General features: G+C 36.8%; 19 protein-coding genes and 1 other RNA gene. 9 read left to right on the top strand and 11 right to left on the bottom strand.

The window, feature by feature from the left end:
- Positions 1–81: 81 nt before the first annotated feature.
- The 7 genes from H9I37_RS05585 to H9I37_RS05555 form a co-directional block, all read right to left on the bottom strand.
- Positions 82–1,149 (bottom strand): flagellar filament outer layer protein FlaA, encoded by a 1,068-nt coding sequence (locus H9I37_RS05585; protein ID WP_187381471.1) that lies wholly within the window; start codon positions 1,147–1,149, stop codon positions 82–84.
- An 83-nt stretch (positions 1,150–1,232) separates the two neighbouring features.
- The gene (locus H9I37_RS05580) at positions 1,233–1,715 is read right to left on the bottom strand and encodes a hypothetical protein (RefSeq protein WP_187381470.1); all 483 of its coding nucleotides are present in this window, start codon (positions 1,713–1,715) and stop codon (positions 1,233–1,235) included.
- Positions 1,712–2,737, bottom strand: a complete 1,026-nt coding sequence (locus H9I37_RS05575) for an N-acetylmuramoyl-L-alanine amidase (protein WP_187381469.1) — start codon at positions 2,735–2,737, stop codon at positions 1,712–1,714. Before H9I37_RS05575 ends, H9I37_RS05580 begins: the two co-directional genes overlap by 4 nt.
- A complete protein-coding gene (locus tag H9I37_RS05570; protein ID WP_187381468.1) occupies positions 2,734–4,368 on the bottom strand; it encodes an ATP-grasp domain-containing protein in 1,635 nt (544 codons plus the stop codon). Before H9I37_RS05570 ends, H9I37_RS05575 begins: the two co-directional genes overlap by 4 nt.
- A complete protein-coding gene (locus H9I37_RS05565) occupies positions 4,369–6,834 on the bottom strand; it encodes a cytidylyltransferase domain-containing protein (RefSeq protein WP_187381467.1) in 2,466 nt (821 codons plus the stop codon).
- The gene (locus H9I37_RS05560) at positions 6,821–7,783 is read right to left on the bottom strand and encodes a glycosyltransferase family protein (protein WP_187381466.1); all 963 of its coding nucleotides are present in this window, start codon (positions 7,781–7,783) and stop codon (positions 6,821–6,823) included. Before H9I37_RS05560 ends, H9I37_RS05565 begins: the two co-directional genes overlap by 14 nt.
- Complete coding sequence (locus H9I37_RS05555; RefSeq protein ID WP_187381465.1) at positions 7,758–9,287, bottom strand: spiro-SPASM protein; 1,530 nt, start codon at positions 9,285–9,287, stop codon at positions 7,758–7,760. The genes H9I37_RS05560 and H9I37_RS05555 overlap by 26 nt, the downstream gene beginning before the upstream one ends.
- Before the next feature lie 60 nt (positions 9,288–9,347).
- Here H9I37_RS05555 and xseA point away from each other — a divergent pair, with 60 nt between their 5' ends.
- The 3 genes from xseA to mutL are packed head-to-tail and all read left to right on the top strand — an operon-like array spanning position 9,348 to position 12,782.
- Positions 9,348–10,559 carry an exodeoxyribonuclease VII large subunit gene (gene xseA / locus H9I37_RS05550; RefSeq protein WP_187381464.1) on the top strand — a complete coding sequence of 404 codons (1,212 nt, stop codon included), beginning with the start codon at positions 9,348–9,350 and terminating at the stop codon, positions 10,557–10,559.
- A 39-nt stretch (positions 10,560–10,598) separates the two neighbouring features.
- Positions 10,599–10,859, top strand: coding sequence for an exodeoxyribonuclease VII small subunit (gene xseB, locus H9I37_RS05545; RefSeq protein ID WP_187381463.1), 261 nt, complete (start codon positions 10,599–10,601; stop codon positions 10,857–10,859).
- Positions 10,860–10,889: 30 nt separating this feature from the next.
- Positions 10,890–12,782, top strand: a complete 1,893-nt coding sequence (mutL, locus tag H9I37_RS05540) for a DNA mismatch repair endonuclease MutL (RefSeq protein WP_187381462.1) — start codon at positions 10,890–10,892, stop codon at positions 12,780–12,782.
- Positions 12,783–12,825: 43 nt separating this feature from the next.
- On the opposite strand, the gene H9I37_RS05535 is transcribed toward mutL, so the two are convergent.
- Both H9I37_RS05535 and H9I37_RS05530 read right to left on the bottom strand, forming a co-directional pair.
- Positions 12,826–14,718, bottom strand: coding sequence for a tetratricopeptide repeat protein (locus H9I37_RS05535; RefSeq protein WP_255422556.1), 1,893 nt, complete (start codon positions 14,716–14,718; stop codon positions 12,826–12,828).
- Positions 14,718–16,085 carry a tetratricopeptide repeat protein gene (locus H9I37_RS05530; protein WP_187381460.1) on the bottom strand — a complete coding sequence of 456 codons (1,368 nt, stop codon included), beginning with the start codon at positions 16,083–16,085 and terminating at the stop codon, positions 14,718–14,720. The genes H9I37_RS05535 and H9I37_RS05530 overlap by 1 nt, the downstream gene beginning before the upstream one ends.
- A 160-nt stretch (positions 16,086–16,245) precedes the next feature.
- Between H9I37_RS05530 and H9I37_RS11630 the strand changes: the two genes are divergently transcribed.
- From H9I37_RS11630 to H9I37_RS05500, 6 genes are all read left to right on the top strand, one after another.
- Positions 16,246–17,604, top strand: a complete 1,359-nt coding sequence (locus H9I37_RS11630) for a tetratricopeptide repeat protein (protein ID WP_370586896.1) — start codon at positions 16,246–16,248, stop codon at positions 17,602–17,604.
- Entirely contained in the window at positions 17,604–18,314 is a 711-nt protein-coding gene (locus H9I37_RS05520) for a metallophosphoesterase (RefSeq protein ID WP_187381459.1), read from the top strand. Before H9I37_RS11630 ends, H9I37_RS05520 begins: the two co-directional genes overlap by 1 nt.
- 9 nt (positions 18,315–18,323) lie before the next feature.
- Positions 18,324–19,292 (top strand): transcriptional regulator, encoded by a 969-nt coding sequence (locus tag H9I37_RS05515; RefSeq protein ID WP_187381458.1) that lies wholly within the window; start codon positions 18,324–18,326, stop codon positions 19,290–19,292.
- Between the two features lie 182 nt (positions 19,293–19,474).
- Positions 19,475–21,019, top strand: coding sequence for a GAF domain-containing SpoIIE family protein phosphatase (locus H9I37_RS05510; protein ID WP_187381457.1), 1,545 nt, complete (start codon positions 19,475–19,477; stop codon positions 21,017–21,019).
- Positions 21,020–21,040: 21 nt separating this feature from the next.
- Positions 21,041–21,379, top strand: coding sequence for an anti-sigma factor antagonist (locus H9I37_RS05505; protein ID WP_187381456.1), 339 nt, complete (start codon positions 21,041–21,043; stop codon positions 21,377–21,379).
- A 49-nt stretch (positions 21,380–21,428) separates the two neighbouring features.
- Positions 21,429–21,983: an ATP-binding protein gene (locus tag H9I37_RS05500; RefSeq protein ID WP_187381455.1), complete on the top strand. Its 555-nt coding sequence runs from the start codon at positions 21,429–21,431 to the stop codon at positions 21,981–21,983.
- A gap of 62 nt (positions 21,984–22,045) precedes the next feature.
- On the opposite strand, the gene ssrA is transcribed toward H9I37_RS05500, so the two are convergent.
- Positions 22,046–22,429, bottom strand: a transfer-messenger RNA (tmRNA) gene (ssrA, locus tag H9I37_RS05495).
- A 136-nt stretch (positions 22,430–22,565) separates the two neighbouring features.
- Positions 22,566–23,531: an Hsp33 family molecular chaperone HslO gene (locus H9I37_RS05490; RefSeq protein ID WP_187381454.1), complete on the bottom strand. Its 966-nt coding sequence runs from the start codon at positions 23,529–23,531 to the stop codon at positions 22,566–22,568.
- Between the last annotated feature and the right edge of the window lie 141 nt (positions 23,532–23,672).

The following is a 23,672-nucleotide window of genomic DNA, read 5'->3' as shown; positions in this document are numbered from 1 at the left end:
GTGTAAATTTAAAATAAAAAACGCTTTGGAATTACCATTTACAAATAATTTCCAAAGCGCTTGAACTATTTATCAGATAGATTACTCAGAAACCTGTGCGTTAGAATTAGAATTTTCTTTTAAGCTTGAAGTAAATTCATCTTCTTTAGCAAGTTTTACACGTTCGAGATAACGGTTAACCTGTTTGTTACCGAATCTCTGCATTTCTGCATTCTGGCGAGCATCTTCTTTTTTAGCGATGATTCCCCAAATATCTTCATCATCGATGTCACGATCGCTTGTAAGAAGTGCTTTATCATATATGATTTTTACATCTTTGAAGTAACCGATGAAATCTCCACCGATGTGTGATGCATCTCGTGTGATCTGGAAACCCTTAAACTTAACAAATGGCATTCCGCGTGGATAAATCGGGTAAACACGAATTTCGCGGTTGCGGATTTCAGAAATGTACTGTGGATTGTTCCAGCGAAGTGATTTCCAACCATCGAATTCAAGGAATCCCATGAAATAACGTCGTTCAACATCGTCAGTGTCAGAGATAAGAACATAAAGTCCATGAGGATAGTTCATTCCCATTGTTGTTACAGAAACAGCTTTTAATGTTCCAACATTTTTTACAAGTCCGTAACCACCTTCAAAAAGAGTCTTACCGCTTGCTTTTTCTTCATCTGTCTGTTTCTGACGGTTACCGTTTTCGTCAGCAGTTGCCAACGGTTCATAAGCAGGGATAACAAATGGAGGTTCGATACGAGCATTTGCGTTAGAATTCCATGTTGGGAAAACAACACGAACACCCATCACATTTTTTCCTGCGAACGGAACGTCAGCTTCACCTTTTACAGGTGCAGCAACTATTGTCGAATCAGCCAAACTTCCAACTGTTTTTGCAGAAGAGTTCAACTTAACTTCCCATTCTGGAAGAGCCAATGATGTTTTCATCAGGTTCTTCTGATCTTCTGTGAAAGTAGCACCTGCACTAACTGAATAGTCCATTACTGTATGGCTATTCTGAGTTTTGTTGCCATTGTCATCTTCGCAGCAGTCAGCATCCAGAAGTGTAAAATCGATGAGCATAGCTTCTTCAGCGAAAGCAACGCCACCAACAAGCAGCATAGCAGCTGCAAATAAACCCAAAGTCTTCTTCATATTGAAGCTCCTTTTTATTCTATATTCGATGTAGCCTTGTATTAAACTAATTATCTAATAACTACATCGTTTTGTCAACGCTTTTATTTTTCAAAAGCGAGTTTCCCATTGATAAAAACCTCAACTACATCAATGTCTTTAAAGTTTCTTTTTATATTTTTCTTTAATAATTCAACGCCTTCTTTAAGTTCTATCACTCCTTCCCCCATCTGAAGCGATTTCGCTGAAAGGTTTAAGTAAAGCACTTTGCCACGTTGAAAACATGAAATCAACTTTGTGCCAGATGTAAATAAGAGTTTTGTACGTTCTAATGTCGAGCCGAGTAGAATTTCATCTGCATATATATTGACATTATCTTTGTTTTTTTGCTTTGTAAGTCTTCTCGCTTCTATTATGTATTTTCCATTGTTTGCAGAAGGAAATACAAAAGTATACCGTGTCCCCTTTCTTTTTATTAAAAACGTGAAAGAAGAAATTATAAAAACAAGTATAATTAATGAAAAAATTATTGTTTTTGAAAAATTTTCTTTGCAAGTCATATTGTTTTTTATGTTTGATAAAATCATTTTATTGAAGTAAACCCTTGAGAACGTTCAAAGTGTGTGATAAACGCTACGATTCCATTATATATTCCAAGCGCCGCCTTTTTCAAGTATTTTTCATCATTTAAAAGAAGCGCTTCTTTTTCGTTTGAAACAAACCCGAGTTCTATCAAAACGCTCGGCATGTTTGAATTCCTCACTACGAACCATTCCTCCGCTTTGATGCCGCGAGCTGTCGATTCTTTTCCTATCTGAGCTTGTAATCCGTCCATGATAAACTTTGCAATCATGATGCTTTCAGTTGTATATTCTTCTTCGAGCATTGAGTTTAATATTGGGAACAAGTTTTTGTCATCGGAAACTGTAGATTTATCTAAAACAGTTCTGCGATATCCGGGCGATAGGTACCACACTTCATAACCAGATGAATTTTTGTTCAACGAAGAATTTACGTGAATTGAAATAAACAAAACAGCTTCGTTTTCCCCGACTTTTACGTTGTTTGCGATGTCAGTGCGCTCTCCAAGAGACAAAAAAACATCGGAATTGCGCGTTAAAATTATCTGTTTTTGCGGATAACTTGACTGAAGCCTCTCTCCGAGAAGTTTTGCGACTTTTAAATTTATATCTTTTTCTTTTATGGTGATTGTCTTTCCGCCTATTTTATAAGCTTTCAAAGCTCCAGGATCTTTTCCGCCGTGTCCTGCATCGATTAAAATTGCGCCGACTTTAAATGGCAGTTCCGACTTTTGATTAAAAAATTCTTCAGAATCATCGAGAAACTTTTTTGAAACGAATATTTTATTGTCGCGAAGTTCGGGGGCATCTGTCACCATCATCTTCATGCTGTCCAAAAGGACTATCTGTTCTCCTTTTCTGAATAAAAGCTGATGTCCGTTTTTTTCTATCATTCCGCTTTCCGAAAGAGGATCCCAATAGATTGTCATCCCTGATTTCTCACCTTTATCTAAAAGAGAAATATCTGTTGCGGCAAAAAAGTTTATCGCTGAAAGTAAAAAAATAAAAAATGATATAAGTCGTTTCATTTTGTCTCCGAATCACAAATATATACAGCTGCCTGAATTCCGCCGCGCATAAGCGCTGTCCAAAATTTTTTTGCATCGAGCTTTGGATGTTTTGCACGAAGAATATCGAACTTCAAAGTTGTTTTTTCTATTGTATTGTAATTCCAGTCGCACAGATTTTTATATTTTGATTTTTTTAAAACTTCAGGAATTTCGTCGGACACTTTTGAGTTTGCAGGAATTGTCCCTGAGAGCTGGTCAATCTCTTCAGCCGAGAGTTTTCCAAATGCAGATGGAGGAAAAGCTGCTTCATATTCCGCTTCGGAATACTTTAAATAATCATCTGTTTTTTTGTTGTTCGGTTCAAGAGTTATAAAAATATTTGAAACAGCGTCTTCTGCGGCGCTTGTTGCAACATCGCGCTGATTGCTCACTGCAATTATATTTCCGCATTTTTCAACATTGTTTCTTGGGAAATCTACATCAGAACCAATTTTTACAACAGAACGTGGCAAAATATCAAAAATTGCTTTATCTGTGTATTCTGTTATGTTTTCTATATATTTTACAGTCCCCGGTATACTGAGCCATGCGCGTTCTGCCGAAGTGCGTTTGCAAGGAACTTCGTATAGTTCGTATGGTTTTGAATGACTTTTGCAGCTTTCAGGTGGAACATACTCAACGTGTTTTCTGAGCGAAACCAAATCTACTGGTTCTTTATTGCATGCAATTTGCAGAGCTTGTTCTGTCAGATTTAAATCGGAAGCATAAGGATAAGTCCAGCCCGACATATAGCCACCTGAAAGGCGACCTGCGATTTCTCCTATCATCGGACCGTTTTTTGTATACTTGATATCAGCCTTTGCAGCTCCACAGGAAAGTCCTAGAGATTTTGCCCCAAGTGCAAATACGGAAATAAGTTCGTCATGCATTTTTTGAGTGATATCTTTTTCTCCGGCTGGCATCGTGTGTCCGACTTCAATGAAATACGGTTCATATTTTATATGCCTGATTGCAAACCCTGTAACTGTAAAAGTTCCTTTATAAACAAGTGCATCGATAGAAAATTCAGCGCCGTCCATAAATTCTTCTACAATCGCAAATCCCGTTCTAGAACATTCTGTTGCTATTTTCAGCGCAGGAAGAAATTCTTTTTTTGAGCGAACCATGCGGCAGCCTCGAGCTCCCATATTGTCTACAGGTTTTACGACAATCGGAAACGAGAGCTTTCCACAAACTTTTTCAACAAACAATTCATTTACATCGCCTTTTGAAGCTTTTAAAAATTTCGGAGATGGGATTCCCTGTTTTTCAAAACATTCACGCATCTGAGTTTTTACGCTTGCATTCACTGCCGCTTCAAAGCTGTGTGAGTTTAAACCTAGTTTTTCGCAAACGTAGCTTACGCTTGAAGAAAAATCTGTTCCAGCTGTAAAAACAGCAGCAAGACCGCCTTCGCTTTTCTTCAAAAAATCGGCGTATTTGAGGATTGAGTCTTTATCTTTTAAATCTATTTTTTTAAATATGTCTGCACATGGAATTGCAACTGCGTCAGAATCTGCGTCGACAACGTGAACTGTGTATCCCATTTTTTTTGCGCTCAATATTGCCGGTCTTTGCATCAAACCTGCACCGAGTATAAGAATGTTCATTTATTTTCCAACCCTTTTGCAATAAATTTCTACTGTATCACCGAGTTTATTTATGTGGCTGATGTTTTCAATCATCTTCCACTGCAAACTTCCCGGTTTTGCTCCGCTTTTTTTGATTGAAGGGAAACGCTCCGGGTGATGACCTGTTGAAACTATTTTTTCGATTTTGAATCCGTATTTTTTCAAAATTGAACCGCATCGTGACGGTTCCCAGACAGTATAATGATCTGACGGACTTATTTCAAAGAAGTTATCCTTATCGCTTTTTGCAGATACACCTTCGCCGGATGGAGTTGAAAAAGCAAATATTCCGTTTTTGCGGACTATTGAACTTGTTTTTCTCAAGACACTGTCCAAGTCTTTAAAATGTTCGATTACATACCACATTGTTAAAACGTCAAACTGGGCAATTCCAAATTCCTCAGCAACGTTGATATCAGGATAGGCAGAGCAGGCAGCCGGGATTTTTAATTCCGATTGAACGTAGTCTATTGCCTCTGATGAAATATCTGTTCCAAAAGGGATCATCTTGCTGTCTAAAGCTGCAGAAAGGAATGGTCCGTATGCACAGCCAATATCTAGAATCGTTTTATCTTTGAGATCTTTTTCAATACTTTTTATGATTCCTATTCGGCGCAGCCCTTGTTTTTTTATAGATTGAAAATCTTCCTTATAGGTTTTACCGTATTGTTTTTTATAGTCTTCAAAAAAATATGATTTTTGATATTTTTTCTCTTCATCGATTGAGTACGAAAGATAAATCATCCCACACTCTGCACAGCGGCGGTAAGTGCGTTTTTCATTTCTTGCAACGACAGGACTAAGTTTTGAAGCTTTTTTTCCACAGACAGGGCACTCGATTCTAGTTCCCTTTGAAATATCTTTAAGAAAATCTCCGAGCGAAAGAGAATCACCTTTGATATTAAGTTTCGGATAAAGGTTTTCTGAATTGAACACTTTTTTCACCGCATCTTCTGTAATTTTTTCATCTCCGATAAATGCAAAATCATATTTTTCTGCAAGTTTTTTATGGAGTTTTGTTGTGGGCAACAAAATTACGCCGCAGCCTGCATAAACAGATTCAAAAGCTGTAAGCCCGTAATGAGTTACGACTAAATCATATTTATAAAGATTGTCGCGCAAATTTGGAATTGGTTTTACAATCTCGATATTTTTCTTCTCTGATTCACTAAAACATTTTTCATAAGAATTTTCATTGCCAGAAACGATAGCTGTGATTTTAGATTGAGGAAATGATTTGGTAAAAGCTTTAGAGGCTGGAATTGTAAACCCGGCAGGATCTTCTCCGCCTAGACATATCAAAATATTTTTTACTGAGTTGCATTTCTCTTGTTTTACTTTGGCAGGTTTTGTGATAAAGCTTGTGTCAAATCTGTTAGCTTTTCTCAGGCAGTTATATGAAGGAATTATGTCTAAAAGATAGTCGCAATAATCAGAATAAGATGAACTTTCGTCTATGGAAATCAAACTTTTATTTTCTGAAAACTCTTTGAGCTGTTTTTGAGTGAGTTCAAAAGTATCTGTTATCATTATAGGTGGAAAAGTTTTATCAGGTAGCGATGTGATTATCTGGTTTGAATCTAATCCTTTTTCTAAATATTCTTCTACGATTTTATCTGTTTCAGAGAGAGTTTTATCTTGCGGGATATATACAAAAAAATTATTTTTTATCGCAGCGCCTAAACACCTTCTGAGGTGACCTGTCCCGTGACCTTTTACTACAGACGGCACTAAAACTACAGGATATTTTACACTGTTCGACTTGCACGCTTCTATAATTTGCTCTGTCGTATAAGGTTCAGATTTAAGCCCAACATATTTTACGATTGAAATGGCATGAATATAATCAGAATATGTATCTATCGTCGTGCGAAGTTCAGGATGTCTAAAACGGCGTGGAGCTTCAACAAATTCACATATATATTTATCTCTGTGATTGTAAAGAGCAGGACCTACATGTTCGTGGTCGTAAGGGTTGTCTGTCTCCTTTGCCGCTTTTTTTATTGAGTCGGCAGAAAATATTTCTACTCCGCTTCCATGAGGAAGACCTTTGTACGTAAGGTAATCGCAGTGAGATTTTCCCTTATTTTTTTCTTCAAAAAGTTCGACAGATTCTTCCGCTGCTTCGTAAAACAAAAAAGGATTGTCTGCCGTCGCACGAATCACGGTTTTAGTTTTTATTGTATCAAGCAAATCTGCAAATCTCTTTAAGACATCTTCAAGGCTGCCCTTAAAGCAATGAAAACCTGCTTTTTTACACAATGGGGCTAATTTTTCATAAGAGTCCTCGTCTGTTGCGACATAATACGAATCAGCGCGAACTTTTTTCATTGAAGCGAGCACCCATTCAAAAATAGTTTTATCACCGAGAATCTTAAGAGCTTTTCCCTGAAGTCTTGTCGATGATAATCTGCATTGCACTATGACAGTCCTATTTGTTTTCATCTTTACTCCAATTATGAACGAGGTTTTGTAAATCTGTCTTGAATCTGAATTTGTTTTTTTCTACCCAAATGCGAGCTTCTTTAAATTGCTTGAATGCTTCTAGAACTCCACAAGAAGAATGATGCAAAAAAGTAAAAAAAGATGATTTTTTTATGTATCCCTGCTCTATTTTAATTTTAGGAAGTTCATTTTTTAAATAATATCTTAAATAATCGATGTTATAAGTGTGATCTTCTACAGGAGGTTCTTTTATGTAAGAGAATTGCAAAAATGAAGTGACTTTTGTCTGCTCGCCCCAAAGCCATGAGCGCAAGGCAAGGTCAAGAGTTTGCCAGTACTGAGAAGTTATTGTCCAATCAAAACCTCCCAGCTGTATAAACTTTTCTCTATTGTATAAGGCAATTGAATCAAACGGATAGAGAGTTTTAATTCCGTCAGTCATTGCAGTGGAAGATTCAACAATGAAATGAGATTTCCGTACGCTTGGATTAAAAGTACATGAGATGCCGTTTTTGAAAGCATCAAAAAGTCGCGGGACAATGCAAAAAGTTTTATCTTTTGTAAGAGATTCTGCAAGATGTGGTAGGATGAAATTTGAGTCTATATTTAATGTATCTCTAAGAACAAGGACATATTCGGAGCTGATTTCGCTGATTGCAAGATTTATGAGTTCTCCATCGTTTGCATTTTCCTGCGGAACAATAAATTTTATCTCCGGATATTTTTTTGATATATCATCTGTAAAATTTTCAGCATTGTGTTCTACAGATATGATAGATTTAAAATTCGTTTCGAGCAGCTTTTCAAACACGTGAAGTTTATAATGGCTTCCGCTGCTGTTCAAAAGAATCACAGAGATGTTCAAGACATTTTCAGATTTTTTTTCTCTTCCGCCAAGAATTGTGCAATTTATCTGATGTTCATTAAAAGTTGTAGGTATACCATTCATCACATTTTCCACACTTTTTGTTGTATTTTTTCTCGATATGCGCCGTCAGAATATCGTCAGATTTATGCCAGATTTTTTCCAATGATTGTTCAAAAACATTTCCTAAAGAGAATTCGCTTTTACAAGATTTTCCATTTGCACAGTTCATCACCGCGCGGCAAACAGGCACATTTCCATCTGCAAGGATTATCATATCGCGGCGCAAGTGCCAGCATTGATATCGTTCAACAGGAGAGAGGTCAGCCGGTTTAAAAGGAGGGAGTTCGCCTGCAAAATCATCATATTTTTGAATTATGAGATTTCCTTCCGAGCAGTTTGATTTTTCAGTCCAATAGCGAAAAAAGTTTTCAAGTTCAGCTTCGTTTTGATTGATTCTGACAAATTGAGGATATACGCAGCCCGGGAGCGATTTTGAAAGCAAACCGACTGCTTTCACAGCGCTGTCAAATGCATCTTCTGAAGAATTGCGATGAATCGTCATATAAGTTTGAGCTGTAAACGAATCGAGAGAAACAGCTATCATGATTTTTTGCCAGCCGTTTATCCTTTCTTTTGCGGAGACAAAAATATCTTTAATTTTGGCACAAAAGTTTTCATCGACAAGAAGACCGCTAGTTTCAATGAAAACTGAAAGTCCGTCGTGTGACAAAATTTTTTCTATCATTTTTAAGATTTCGCTGTTGTAAAGCGGGTCTCCCCAAGCTGAAAGACTTATCACAGCCTTCTGACTAAAATCTGCAATCCTGTCAACTAAATCTGAAAACTGAGAATACGGCATAAAATCCTGTGTATCAAATTGCCAGTCAGGAAGATAAATCGGTTTCGATGAAGTTTTATTTGAAATCTGAATATTATAAAATGACGGAACTGTTTTTAAGCAGCCGATAGTTTTACTTGCAATTTCTGATTTTTTGTCAGAATCTGCATTTTCAACGCCTACATCAAAAAGAGCCTTGCACTGCATAAAGTTATCTTTTGAGCCGCAGTGAAAAGCGAGCCTCAAGAGTCTCCAGTCTGAGTCTGCTAAAACTGTCTCTACATCAAATGAATTTATATCTGTCTTTATAAGATTGAAAATTGAATTGCGAGAAACCGGAGCATCTCCGAGCGTTTTTTGAGTTGTTGAAGCGAGTTGAAAAAGAATCCCGACAGTTCCTGTGTTTATCAACTCCGGCGCAAAACCGTACGGATAACCGTCGGCAAATGTATATTCCGATTTGTAAGTTGTGTGAGAATCAATCAATTTTTCAGCGAGTTTTGAATCAAAAAAAGGAAGGTCGTCGAAAGAAAAAACAACAGAATTTGCTTTTTGCTTGTCGCAGAGCAATTTTATTTCGCCCAAAAGAGAACAGAGCGTTTTTATCTTTTCTGCACAAATTGTAAATACCGGAAGATTTAAAACTTCGATGTTCTCCGAGCAAAGTTGAACAGCGCTTTTTCCGCCGAATTCTTTTTTATCTGTAAAATCTGTTTTTTGACTGTATAAAATTACAATGGTTTTCATCGCTTTGTTTATCGGCATTTTATTGAATAAGTTAATAAAATAAGATATTTTGAAGATAAGATGAATACCTACAACGATGCCGCAAATCAAGATGTCATTTTTACAGTTTCACAGATTACAGATTTAATAAAAGAGATTCTCGAGACTTCGTTTCGCACAATCACAATAGAAGGTGAAATTTCAAACTGGCGACCAAGCGCAGCGGGACACGTTTATTTTACATTAAAAGACAACAACGCTCAGATTAAAGCGGTTATTTTCCGCGGCTCTGCATCAAAATTATCGTTCAAACCAAAGGACGGCGACAAAGTCCGCTGCTTGGGAAGCATTTCAGTATATGCCCCTCAAGGAAATTATCAGATTATCATAAACACAATGGAACTCGCAGGTTTTGGGAACATTCTTCAGATGATTGAAGAACGCAAACGAAAACTCGCTGCGGAAGGACTTTTTGACGAAAGCAAAAAAAGAAGTCTTCCGTTGTTTCCAAACACAATCGGCGTAGTGACAAGTCCGACAGGGGCTGCAATTCGGGATATTCTAAACGTCACAAAACGCAGAAACCGCTGTGTAAATGTTGTAGTTCTCCCGGCAATTGTTCAAGGAGATGGAGCCGCTCAGACGATTGTCAAGATGATCGAATTGGCAAATTTCTACAATTTGTGCGATGTTTTAATTGTCGGACGCGGCGGCGGCTCTCTGGAAGATTTACTGCCTTTTAGCGAAGAATCAGTTGTGCGGGCAGTTTCAAAATCTGAAATTCCAGTGATAAGCGCAGTCGGTCATGAAATTGACTGGGCGCTGTGCGATTATGCGGCGGATAGGCGTGCTCCAACTCCATCTGCGGCAGCTGAAATGGCTGTCCCTGTCCTGGCAGATGTTCAACAAAATATTTTTTCGTATAAAGACGATTTGTACAATTCCATAAAGCAGCATGTATACAAAACAAGGCTGATGATAAAATCATTTAATCCTGAAAATATGGAAATTCAGTTCCGAAACATTCAGACACCGCTGTTGAACCGCTATGGAAACGCACGCGAAAACATTGTAAAAAATATGCAGGACAAAATAAAAGATTTGAAAACGAGAATTAAAAACAGCATGACGATTCTTGAAAACGCAGGTCCCCAGACAATTTTAAAACGAGGTTATTCGATGGTGACAGATAAAAACGGAAACATAATAAGAAGCAGCGCTCAAGTCGCAGTCGGAAATGAAATCATCATAAAACCGGCAGAAGGAAAGATAGTCGCTGTTGTAAAACAATAAAATAAAACAGATGACAATTTATTTTACGAGAGGAAAAAAATGAAAAATACATTTGAAGAAAACTTAAAAAAACTCGAAGAACTTACGTCAGACATAAAACGAAGCGATATAAGCCTTGAAGATGCGCTGAAAGATTTTGAAGAGGGAATTAAGCTCGCGTCAGGGATGGAAAAACAGCTTGATGAAATCGAAGGGAAAATCCAGATTTTGATGAACGAGCCGGAACCGATGACAAAAAACAATCCTCCTCAGTTTGACTTGTTTGCTGATGAAGGTGAAATCAGCGGAACTAGGAAATGATTTTAATTTCTCAAATATTCGGTAGTAAAAATGAGTGTGAATAATCCTGTAAAAACACTGAATCCAGAAGTTGCACGCAAAATTGCAGCCGGCGAAGTTATCGACCGTCCTAACGCAATTGTCCGTGAACTGATAGATAACGCAATTGACTCCGGCGCTACAAGCATAACTGTAGAAATTGAAGGTGGTGGAATAGAAAAAATCAGGGTTATAGATAACGGTTGCGGAATGACAAAGGAAGATTTGTACAATTGCGCCCGCCCCCACGCAACAAGCAAAATAGCGACAGAAGTTGACTTGATGAATCTTTCAACTTTAGGTTTTCGTGGAGAAGCACTGGCATCTGTTGCAGCAGTTGCAAGACTTTCAATCATAAGCGGTGGCTGGAAGATGCTTGCGAGCATCACAGAAGATCACATCCTTGAACCTGTTGCAGATATAAAAGGGTCAATTGTGCAATCTGAAGGGCTTTTTGAAAACTTTCCTGCAAGGCGTCAGTTTTTAAAACGGGCTGCTACAGAAGGAATCATGTGCAAAAACACTTTTGTAGAAAAATCGCTTGCACGTCCAGACATAGCATTCCGCTTTATTCAAGACGGTCAGACAAAAATCAATTTGCCTGCCGGACAATCTCTGAAAGACAGATTTACCGGCGCAAACAGTTATTCCGAAGCTCCGGAACTGTTTTTTGAATTAAAAAGTTCATGCCCAGGCTCAGACGCAGACGGCAAAGAAAACGATGAATGGAGTTTTGATGTTGTTATCGGAGAGCCTGCTGTCTCCCGTTCAAATAAAAAAGATATTTTTATATACGCAAACGGAAGAAGAATTCAAGAATATTCGCTTGTTCAGGCTGTTGAATACGGCAGCCAGGGATTTTTTCCAAACGGGACCTATCCTGTGGCGGCTGTATTTGCAAACGTAAGGGCAGATTTAGTCGATTTTAATATCCATCCTGCAAAAAAAGAAGCACGATTTTTCGATATCTCTCCCCTTCATCACGGTTTAAGTTCTACAATCAAACAGTTTTTCCGCCAGTATACTTTTTCAAATTTTGCAGAAGACAGACCTGCAGATGATATACGAGAAATCAGAAATGAAGAATTTGATTTTTGGGAAAAAAGCAATTCCAATCCAACGTACCAAAAACATATCTCTTATAAAACTTCAGAGACTCAAGCACACAGCATGAGCGATTTTCGTTCTAAATATCTTGGAATCAAAAGCTCAGGCTCATCAAGCTCAATAGAATCTCTTGCAGAAGCGGCAATTCAAGCTCAAAGCAAAAATATATCAGCGCAAAAAGAAAGTCAGCGAGAAAATGAAGGCTCAGCATTTGGAACATTTTCAAAATTTTCAGATGCAAGCGAAAGCAAAAAAATCAGATACATAGGAGCGTGTCTTGGGACATTCCTGCTTGTAGAAAAAAACGACAATCTTTTTATAATAGACCAGCATGCTGCACACGAACGCATTTTGTTCGACAAAATCATAAGCAATCAAAATGGAAAAGGAAGCCAGCCGCTTTTAATCCCATATAAAATACATACGGAATCAAAGACTCAAGACAATCTCCTTGAAAAGCTTAAGCCGGAATTAGATAGAATTGGATTTTCAACTAGTCACATTTCAGACGGATATTGGGAAATCACTTCAATTCCGGAACGATGGACAGGCTCTGAATACGAACTGCGCACGATGATTTTTGTGAAGAATGTTGAACCGAAAGAGATAATCCGTTCAATTGCCGCGATGACGTCATGCAAAGCAGCTGTAAAAGACGGATACGTTTTAGACGAAGTTACAGCAACTAGGCTTGCGGAACAAGCTTTTGAGCTTGAAGATCCACACTGCCCTCACGGACGCCCAATCTACACTGTGATAAGCCGTCAAAAATTGTTTGAGCTTGTAAAAAGAACTTAAAAGTCTCTGTCCTGCTTTTGCAAAACATGTCTTTCACAAAAAATCACAATTCAACAAGAAGCAAAATAAGGCTGTTCACTTCTTCAGTCCTAAAATCAGGCTGATTCGCTTTTACAAACAAAAGATTTTTTCGAGCGTTTTCCTTGTCTCGCAGCTGAATATAAACTTTAGCCAGATTCACATAAGAGTCCCAGTCTTTTGCATTTTTTGAAATAAGCTCATTAAAAACTCTTTTTGCCTCTTCAAGATTTCCGTTTTTCAGATATGCATTCCCGAGGTTTGACTGAACTTCAGTATCGTTAGGTTTAATTTTTGAAGCTTTTTCATAAAACGCTACGGCATTTGCAAAATCATTTTTTAAAATATAATAGCTTCCTAGATTGTTGTTCACTTCAAAATTATCTTTGTTTGCGCTGTACGCTTGTGACAAAAGTTTATAAACTCTATCAAAATCAGGATTTTTTAATGTCATCATCGATGAAGCCAAATTTATCATTGCTTTTACATGATTGGGATTTAAAGTTAAAGCTTCGTTATACAATTTTATTGCAGCTTCTGTTTTTCCAAGCGTATTTTCAATCAGAGCATAGTTGTAGACAATATTTGCTTTTGCGGAATTATTTGAGATAAAATCTTTTTTTTCATAAGCAAGTCTGGCATAATTTTGTGCTTCTTCATATTTTCTTTCATCGAAAAGAACTGTTGAAAGATTGTATTCAGTCAAAGTCTGCATCTCACTTTTTTGAAGCTTTGAAAGGGCAGATTTATATTGTTTTTCAGCTTCTGCAAGTTTTCCATTTTGATAGTAAACAGAACCGAGCTCCATCATCGCTTGAAAATTATTTTGGAATTTTTGGATTACAGTCTCGTACGCTTTTACACACTGTTCAAATTTGCCAAGCCGATTATACACTCTCGCAATCTCAAGATAACCTTTTTCATAGTTTTGATTTATTTTCGTTGAACGAGTGAGATATATCAGCGCTTCATTTTCGTTGCCAATCTTAACGTAAGACAAACCGAGGTTATAGCAAGTTTGCGCAAAAGAATCGTTTAGGCTCATCGAATGTTTAAAAGAGCTGATTGCATCTTCATATTTTTTCAAAATATATTCGATTTTGCCTTTGTCGTAGTAATAAAGGTAATTGTTTTCGTTTTTGACGATGGCTTTTTCGAGTTCTCGCAACGCCTGTTCATAATTTTTATTTTTTTGAGCTTCAACAGAAAGCATGTAATGCGCTGACTCGTTTTCTGGTTCAGTTTCAATGATTTTTTTTGCAAGTTCCGCGCCTTCGTCAATCAATTTGTTTTTTTCTGCGGGAAGTTCTGCGTCATTTAATTTTTCAATAAGATTTTCAAGGCGACCGCTCTGACTGCTTTTATTTTCGGTTGAGCGAGCTTCGTCAAGTTTTTTATTTTCGGTGGGGGAAGTTTTATCTGATTTTTCTCGGGATTTTTTTTCGGCAGATTTTTCCTCAGATTTTCCCGCAGATTTTTTTGCGGATTGTTTTTCCGCTTTTTCTGCGGATTTTCCAGAGGACTTTTGCTTGCTGTCTCCTTTGTTTTCGGCGGTATTTTTATTTACATCGTCTTTTTTTTCGATGCCTTTGCGGCTTTCGCCAGATTTTTCTTTGTCAGACAGTTCTCTGCCGTCTGATTTTTTTTCATCAGATTTCCCTTTTTCATCAGTTTTTTCTCTTCCTGATATTTTTTCACCGACTTTGTCTTCTTCAATTATCTTTGAATCTTCAGAAAATTCTAATATTTTTTGCTCAGATGGCGCCTGAGCTTTTGATTTTTTTTGTTTATCATCTCGAATGCCGCATTTAAAAATCAAAAGCAAAATTATTATAATTGCAGCAATTCCGCACACATACTTTGATTTCCTTTTCAGCTGACGTTTCTGCTCTTTTGTAAAATTGCGATAAAACTTCATCAATCGAGTTCTCCTTCTATATCATATTCAAAAGCATTTTCAGTTCCTGACGATTTGTTCGCATTGTCGGAATTCTGCAGAGAGTTTGCCATATCGTCAAGCAATTTTTTGCGGCGTTTGTCTTCAGCTTCCATCATATCTTCAATCAATTGTCTGTTTTCGAGTTTTCGTTTCTCATCTTCAAGTTTTTTTTGCTTTAAGGCTTCTTCTTCTTTTTGTTTTTTAATTCTTTTTTGTTCGTTCAGCCATCGCTGATGAGCGGCTTTCGAATCTGCGTCGAGTTCTTCGAGTTCGAGTATATCTTCATCGCTCAGACCTGACCATCTTTCGCCGTTTTCTCTATCCGATTTATAGTTTTCGTAGAAATATTTTTCAAGTTCTTCATCAGATATATATTCGCCGTTAGCTTTCAATAAATCAGAAGGTTGAAGCGATTTTTTAAACTGCTCAAAGTCTACATGTTTGTCATCTTCATTTTTATATGCTTCTGCAATTTTAGAGTCGATGTGCTCCCAATCTGTTTTTTTTGTCATCGCTGACTTTTTCCCGTTATCGGTTACACCGATATTTTCCCATTTTTTTTCTCCAACGAGATTTTCATAATCTTTGCGTTCGCCTGTTTTCTCATCATGATTGATAGGTTCCCATTGCGAAGACTCTTCGGTTATCTGCTTGTTTTTAAACTCATTTTCTATTTTTTCCCATTTCGGTCCTTTTGAACCGCTTTGATTTTCAGTGATTGACGCATCGTATTCTTCCCAGACTGATTTATTCTTTTCCGCTAAAAGCCTAGCTTCTTCTTCGCGCCGTGCAATATCTTCTTCCAATGCTTGAATCATCTGTTCTATAGAATCTTTTTGTTCTGTTGTGGGATTTTTTTTAAGATAATCGACGTATTGGTCATGTGCCGTTTTCAATTGATCTGACATTAAAAGTGCGTTTGCTCGATTTAAAATCGCATCGTAAAATTTATCATCTTCGGCGAGGGCTAGCGAATAACATTCTTTTGCAGAATTGTAATCTTTCATTGCGTAAAATGTATTTCCAAGATTGTAATTTATTATTTTTACATCAACTTTTCCATATTTTAATCCGCGTTTAAAAGCATCTACTGATTTTTCATAATCTCCAAGCTGATAATAAGCCAATCCAAGTATGTTATATGTATTTTCAAAAATCTGACCATTCAAAATCTCATATTCAAGAACTTCGACGGCATCTTGTGTTTTGTTTTGTTTGAACAAAAGTTCACCTTGAGATTGAAACTCAGATTTGTTATTTGAGCCATCTGCAGGTTGCGCAAAAACGTTTACACCTGACAATATAAATAAAAATACGACGATAAATAATTTAGATTTCTGCTTCATATAACCTTTTATACAACCTTCGTGTTTGACATATTGACATAAATTTACTACTCTTATTATCGAGTGAATTTGTTAATACTTAATCTGCTTTAACGATTTACGAAATTCCAGTATTTAATAAATTATAGTAACATTTTGCTTTTATTTTAAGGAATATATTGTGATTTTTGTTTTAATTACTATTTTTGCAGTTGTTGTTTTAGTTTTAATATTTTTCATTTTCAAAGGTTTTCTATCTCCAAAAAGGCTCGAAGCAGTTCCTCGTCTCTTAAAGCAGGGAAAAACTACAAATGCAATAAAGCTTACAAAGCAGATAATTTCAAAAGATCCTAAAAATTATCTTGCTCATTATTATCTTGGAAAAGCATATCTAAAAGAAAACAGAACCGAACTCGCTGTGATGGAATACAAAACTGTCAACGACAACGCTCTTTTTGGAGATTCAATCGATGAACTTACATTCCGCACAGAGTATTCTCAGATTTTATTAAAATACAACAATCAAAATGAAGCTCTAAAAAATTATCTTCTTCTGACAAAACTCGATCCGCGAAATGCTGAAAACTTCTATCAGGTTGGACGGCTCTATGAAATGCAGAACAGATATGACATCGCTTTGGGATTTATGAAAAAATGTGCAATGCTCGATAAAAAGCACGCAAAAGCGCATGCCGAAATCGGACTTATGCTTTATCGCGCAAAGAATTTCAACGATGCAAAAAAAGAAATCGACACTGCTATAAGGTTGAGTCCGGAAACTTATTCTTCATATTATTATCTTGGAAAGATTTACAAAGATGCAAAAGATTTGCCGGGTGCGATAAAGGCGTTCGAAAAAGCCCAGCGCGATCAAGAATATAAACAAAAGGCAATCATCGAACACGGTTCATGTTATATGATGGCTGGACGGCTCGATAACGCAATTGTAGATTTTCTAAGAGCGATTGAACTCGACAAAACAAACACCCAGTCGGAAACTCTTTACGCTCGTTACTTTCTTGCAAGTTGTTACGAAAAATCACGCAAAATCGACAAAGCGATTGAACAGTGGGAATCGATTTACAAGAAAAACAAAGGATTTCGCGATGTGGCAGCAAAAATTTCCGAATACAAAGATTTACAATCAAACGATTATCTAAAAGATTATCTGACATGCAGCAACGACGAATTTGCAGAAATCTGCAAGAATGCGACAATAAAAGGGCTCGGATTTCAGGTTTTAAGCTGCGATCTAAAAAAATGGGGCTGTCAGATTACATGTGTCAACAAAAGCGACGAATCATGGATGGCAGTACGCAAACAGGTTATGATGATTCGTTTTTACCGTGATCCCGAACCTGTTCCCGAACAAGAAATACACAACTGTCTTGATGAAATGAAAACATTAAACAGTGTAAAAGCATATATGTTCTCGAGCTCTGATTATCATTCAGCAGCAAAGAGATTTGCAGAAAACAGACCTGTTGAACTTATAGAAAAAGCAAAACTGGAAGCTCTTTTGGCAAAAGCTGGTAAATAATGAAAATATTATGTGTATCTGACTATGTAGATCCTCTAATATACAATCAGGATGTCAAGCAGACTTTTTCTGATGTTGATTTAATATTGTGTGCCGGCGACTTACCGATGGATTACGTTGACTTTATAGTAACAGTCTTTAATAAACCGACTTACTTTATTTTCGGAAATCACAACCTCAATGAGTTCCATTATTTTCACAATAAAAGCTGTAATCTAAACGAAAAAAATTTTAACAGCAGAGAAATATGTTCTCCCGGTCACGGGGCAATATATCTTGGATTCAAAACTTTTATAAACCATGATTTATCGTATATTGACCCTAAAACCGGAAAAAAGACTCCGCTTTTGATAGCCGGGTGTTCAGGTTCAATCGAATACAACCACGGCTTAAATCAGTACACGGATTTTGCAATGAAATTAAAATTATTAAAAATGATTCCAAAATTGATCAAAAATAAAATTAAATATGGCAGATATCTTGATATCTTCATGACGCACGCTTCTCCTCGTCACATTCACGATCATGAAGATCCCTGCCATAAAGGTTTTGAATGCTATAACTGGTTCATTAAAAAATTTAAACCGACATTTATGGTTCACGGGCACATCCATCTATACGATGTGCGCGAAGAACGCATCGGTAAATATTTTGATACAACAATTGTCAACGCTTATGCACATACAGTTATAGAATTACCTTCAGGATAAGGATGGGAAATGAATTTTACTTTAGCTCAGTCGGAAGATGATTTTTACAAAGCACATACAAAAGCTTTTTTTAACTCAATTCAGCACTTGCTTTCACCCGAAGAAGCATCTCTTATATCGTTAAACGATGTAAAACAGATGATTAAGTCAAACGCAGAGACTTACATCGGAATGAAAGAGATTCCTATCGATAAAATAGTAGGAAGCGAAGGGCGTTACAATGATTTTGATAACAAGTTTTTTCCAAAGCACACACATCTAAAAAACAGATGGGAACATGTAGATCAAGCTGCAATAGAATCGATAACACTCCCACCGATTAAAGTATATGAAATTGCAGGACTTTATTTTGTGCGCGATGGAAACCACCGTGTTTCAGTTGCAAAAGCACGCGGAATAGAATTTATAGATGCAGAAGTTGTATCTCTCCAAAGTGAAATAAAACTTCGTCGTCCAAAAAATTTGAAAGATATAGTTAAACAAATTATCAATTACGAAAAGCGTGAATTTTACAGCATGACATGTTTTGGCGATATCACAGATTATTGGGTGCTTGATTTTTCAACACCAGGACAATACGACGTAATTTACAACCACATCATGACACATAAATATTACATGTCCTGTCAAGAAAAGACTGAAATCTCTATGGAAGATGCAATTCTTTCATGGTTTAACAATGTTTATTTGCCGCTTGCATCTATCATAAATAAAAAACACATGTTGAGACGTTTTCCACGCAGAACTATAGGAGACCTTTACGTATGGACTGTGCGTTATTGGGATGATCTAAAACAAAAATTCGGTGATGATATTCCTATGGACAAAGCTGTTTCAGATTTCAATAAAAAATACAGAATTCCATTTCTACGCCGAATTCTAAACAGAATAAAATGCATCATTCTGAGGAAATCAATCGAAACTTCACATCCTTTTCCTACAGAACAAAAACTTGACGGCAAAAAATTTCAATGTTAAAATTAGCTAATAATGCCGATAATAGAATATCTATTTAACTTAGGAGAACAACGTTGCCATATATTGATTCATTTATAAACGTACCACTTATTTTAATTGCTGGCATTGCTGTACTTTTGTTCATTTTTCTCTTATTCATTCGAATAAAAAAAACCGCAAAAGTCAGTTTTATTTTCTTTTTTATGTCGGCAATTATCGCTTTAGGAGCTGTTTATAGTTTGTTTAATAAACAGTATTTTTACCTTGCAGTTACAATAATAATTGCACAGGTATTATTGCTTCCTTATTTAATATTAAAAGCATTCGACAATCCTCAAAAACGAGAAGAAAAACGCGCTTCTAAAAAACAGACAGAAATCAATGTTTCGCACGACAGCGATATGGTAAATAAAGAAGTAGTCGCTCAAATTGAAGAAAAATACAAGAGACTTCTCAACATCAATAAAGATTTGATATTTAAACTTTCAACATTTTTTTCAAGCAATAACTCACTGGAAAACTTCCTTGAATATTGTAATAATCTTGTTACGGAAAAGGTAAAAGCGGACGGTTGTATTTTCATCATCGCTGATGATTACGACAACACTCTCTCTGTAAAATCATTTAAAGGAAATTTTCCACCTCCATATAAATTGCCGGAAGACTTGCCGCACAAACCTATAAGAGTTGAGACAAACCTTAAATTTGCGCAGTTTCCTCTGACAGACAATATTTTCGGTCAGATTTTCACAGACGGACAGCCTGTTTTAATTGAAGACTCGGTAAAAGATTCTCGTGTTTTTCAAAATGGTCCGGAAGAATTCTTAAAATGCGGAAGTTATATTTTTGTGCAGCTAAAGCAGTTTGATACTGTAATTGGACTTATCGCACTTTCACGAAATTACGGCAATGAAAAATTTACAAAAGCCGATTTTGACAGCGCAATAATTCTTGCAGATGCAATTTCAACCTCTATGAAGCCTCTGTACAGCTTCCTTGATTATGCTGAACACACAGAGTTGCACAAGGGAGGAAGCATAGCTTCTAAATATCAAAAAGACATGTTACCTCAGAAATTTCCAGTTATTCCCGGACTCTCAATTGGATGTTTTACAAACCAGATGGAAAATGTCTGCGGAGATTATTACGATATTCTAGTTTCAAGGAAAGACAAAATCTCATTTGTAATGGCAGATGTTGCAGGTAAAGGAATGAATTCGCTTATCGTGATGATTATGATTCGTGCAGTTCTCCGCCTTGCTGTTCATACAGCACAATCAGCATCAACAGTTATGTCTTGGGTAAACAGAGGAATTTGTCTTGAAAATTCAAAAATCGACCATTTTGCAAGTGTTGCTCTGATAGATTATAATCCTCTCACAAAAGAAGCTGACATCTGTACATGTGGAAATAATCCTGTTTTCCACTACTGTGCATCAGATAAAACAGTTAAACAGATTTCAATTCCAAGTGAGCCGATGGGTGTTACTAAAGACACTGTTTATAAAAGCGATACTATTCATTTATCACCCGGAGATATCATTGTGACTTGTACAGACGGATTACTTGAATCTCTCAACGAAAATGGTGTACAATATTCACTTGAAAATCTAAAAAAAGTGATTATTAAAAATAGCAATGCATCCGCAAAAGATATTTCAAATCGTGTAAAAGATAATTTGAAGAGATACTGTGGAACAGCACAACAATATGATGATCAGTCACTTTTGATTGTCAAAGTTCAATAATAAACAAGTAAGGAGCTTCGTATGGAACTTAAAATACGCAAGAATGGAGACGTTTACATTATAGACGTAACAGGTGAAATGGATCTTTACAATTCATATAAGTTGAAAGAACTTGTTATGAAAATGCTTGAAAAAAATGTAAAATATTTCCTTATCAATCTTGAACAGGTAGATTATATCGACTCATCTGGAATCGGTGCTCTTATCTACATTTGCTCAACAATTAAAAAAATGAATTTGAGTCTTGCGATTGCAAACATTCACGGTTCAGTAAAAAAGGTAATTGAGCTTACAAAATTGATGGGGTACTTCCCTATCGCTAACAGCATTGAAGAAGCTCTCCTTATGGTAAAAGAATAAAAAAAAGAGAGTTTATTTAATAATTTGACGCTTTTGGAGGAACTAAAAAATGGTTCAGGAAATAAAAGAACTTAGATCGGATGAAAATGATCCATTATTTGACAAAACAAATATGCTTAAGAAGGAATTTCCTTCTGACTTCAGACAAATTCGTTATTTCACATTGCTTATTGTTCAGTCGGCACCGACAGAAATTAAGGAATTAAACCTTCTTGAACAGCAGATTAGCGAAGTTATAAAAAATGCTGTAAAACACGGAAATCACTGTGATATCAACAAAAAGGTTACTGTATGGTATTCATTCAGCCCTACTCACGCACATATCATAGTACAAGACGAAGGTGAAGGATTTAAAGAACTTGAAAAATGGAACGAATTCAATAGAAAACGTCTCGAATGCCTTCACAAAAATGACTTTATGGAATTAGCTAATTATGTGTCATTCCGTACAAAAGAATCTGACAGTCAAGACGGCGGAAACGCTTTGTTCGCTGCTCTGGAATACTGGAACGGTGGATTTGTTTACAATGCAAAACGAAATGCTGTTGCTATGTTGAAAAAATTCCAGCAGAAATTTCACAACGCAAACAACGACGGCGAATAACTAATTTATTTATGAATAAAAAAAGAACTCGGTTTTGTCCGAGTTCTTTTTGTTTAACGCAATGTTGGAGGTGGGGAGAATTGAACTCCCGTCCGAAAAAGTAAACCAGGTACATCTACAAGTTTAGTTATGCGAGGTATTTGTCGAGAGACGGTAGCAGCATAACAAGCGTCGTCTCCGTATTCCGATTAAAAGTCCCTGCTAAAGACCGGACACAATAGCAAGCGAGTCCCGAAAAGTGAAAGAACATCATCCAACGCGGAACAGAGTCGGTTGAGTTCCTGCACAGCTGCTTACGCAGCGAGTGCTTCTGCTTCGAAAGAAGCTTCTTCAGCTTCTTCTTCTTTTCTTGCGAAAATTGCAGTTATTTTTTCGTCAGTTTAGAGGACCTTCACCCTCACCTGCAATACAAGATTTCCCAATTCCGTCGAAACCGGGACACCCCCATTACCACTAGTAAATATAATCATAAAATTTTCATTAGTCAACTGTTATTCGAATCTGCGATAAAATTAAATCATAAAGATAAATGAGTTCGCAGCAGCGCTGTAAAAGCAGTATAAACATGCAAAAATCAATAAATTAAATTTCAGAGACAGGAATTTCGTAAACGCTGCCACAGTTGCGGCACGTTATTTCCAATGGATCCGGTCCATTTTTTTTGAAGTCTTCGATTTGAGATTTCGGTAAATTTTTGAGATAGCTGATGAAATAATCTTTGTTGCAAGGGCAGTCCCATCTTATATCGCGCTCTAATGTGATTTCCGGATTAAATTCACGGAACATTCCTATTATTATGTCGGCAGATGTCACTTTTTTTTCGCTGTATAAAAGCCCGAGACTTGGACATGCTCTGAAAGCATTTTCAGCTTTTAAAAGGATTTCCTCTTCATAATCGCTTTCCTGTACGTGGCTGTCTACCTGTGCTCCCAATTTTGCAGTTCCACCGGTTTTTGGCATAACTTGAAGATACATTGCGCCGGCTCCAATCACAGCCCCATCTCTGTCGAATTTTATGCTCGCCTGAAATGCTGTGTTTATCTGTTCTGATTGCAGGAAATATGAAGCGAAATCAGCTGCAATATCTTTTCCATCTACATCGACGGTAGAGCTTTGCGGAAATTTATCATCTTTATGAATGCGAGAAAACGTCAGATTTCCGGCGCCGAGAAAAGGCTTTAAATCCCAGTTTTCAAGAGGTTTTAATACAGGGATATTTCTGTTGTAGATATATCCGCGCACGTAGCCGGTTGAATCTGCCTCTACGGAATATCCTTCTGCAGAACCGGTTCCTTCAAAACGGATAACATTGTGCTCTAGGTCTTTCATCATTGGAATTGTAAGAGCGCCGCACAAGCTCGCCTGCCCCAAAATATAAGTTTCAAGAATGCCGAGTTTATGCTGTGCCCTCATCCTGTTTACAAAACGAGTGCCGTGAAATAATGCGCCACGAAGGCGACCGTCAGCCATTGTAAAAATATGAAGTTTATCATCTTCTAAAGTACCAAGATAAGTCTGCAGCTCACTGTTTAATTCTGATTTAATCATAATGCTTAATATAAACAAAATCACAACTAAAAGAAAGATCGTCAGCAGATTTTTTTTGACAGATTGATTGCAAACTTCTGTCAGTCTGACTGCAGACATCTGCTGATTTTTTTGTTGAATAGAGTAATTCAAAGTTATATA

This window comes from Treponema sp. Marseille-Q3903 (assembly GCF_014334335.1).
GTDB lineage: Bacteria > Spirochaetota > Spirochaetia > Treponematales > Treponemataceae > Treponema_D.
This window is presented reverse-complemented; position numbering and strand designations above follow the sequence as displayed.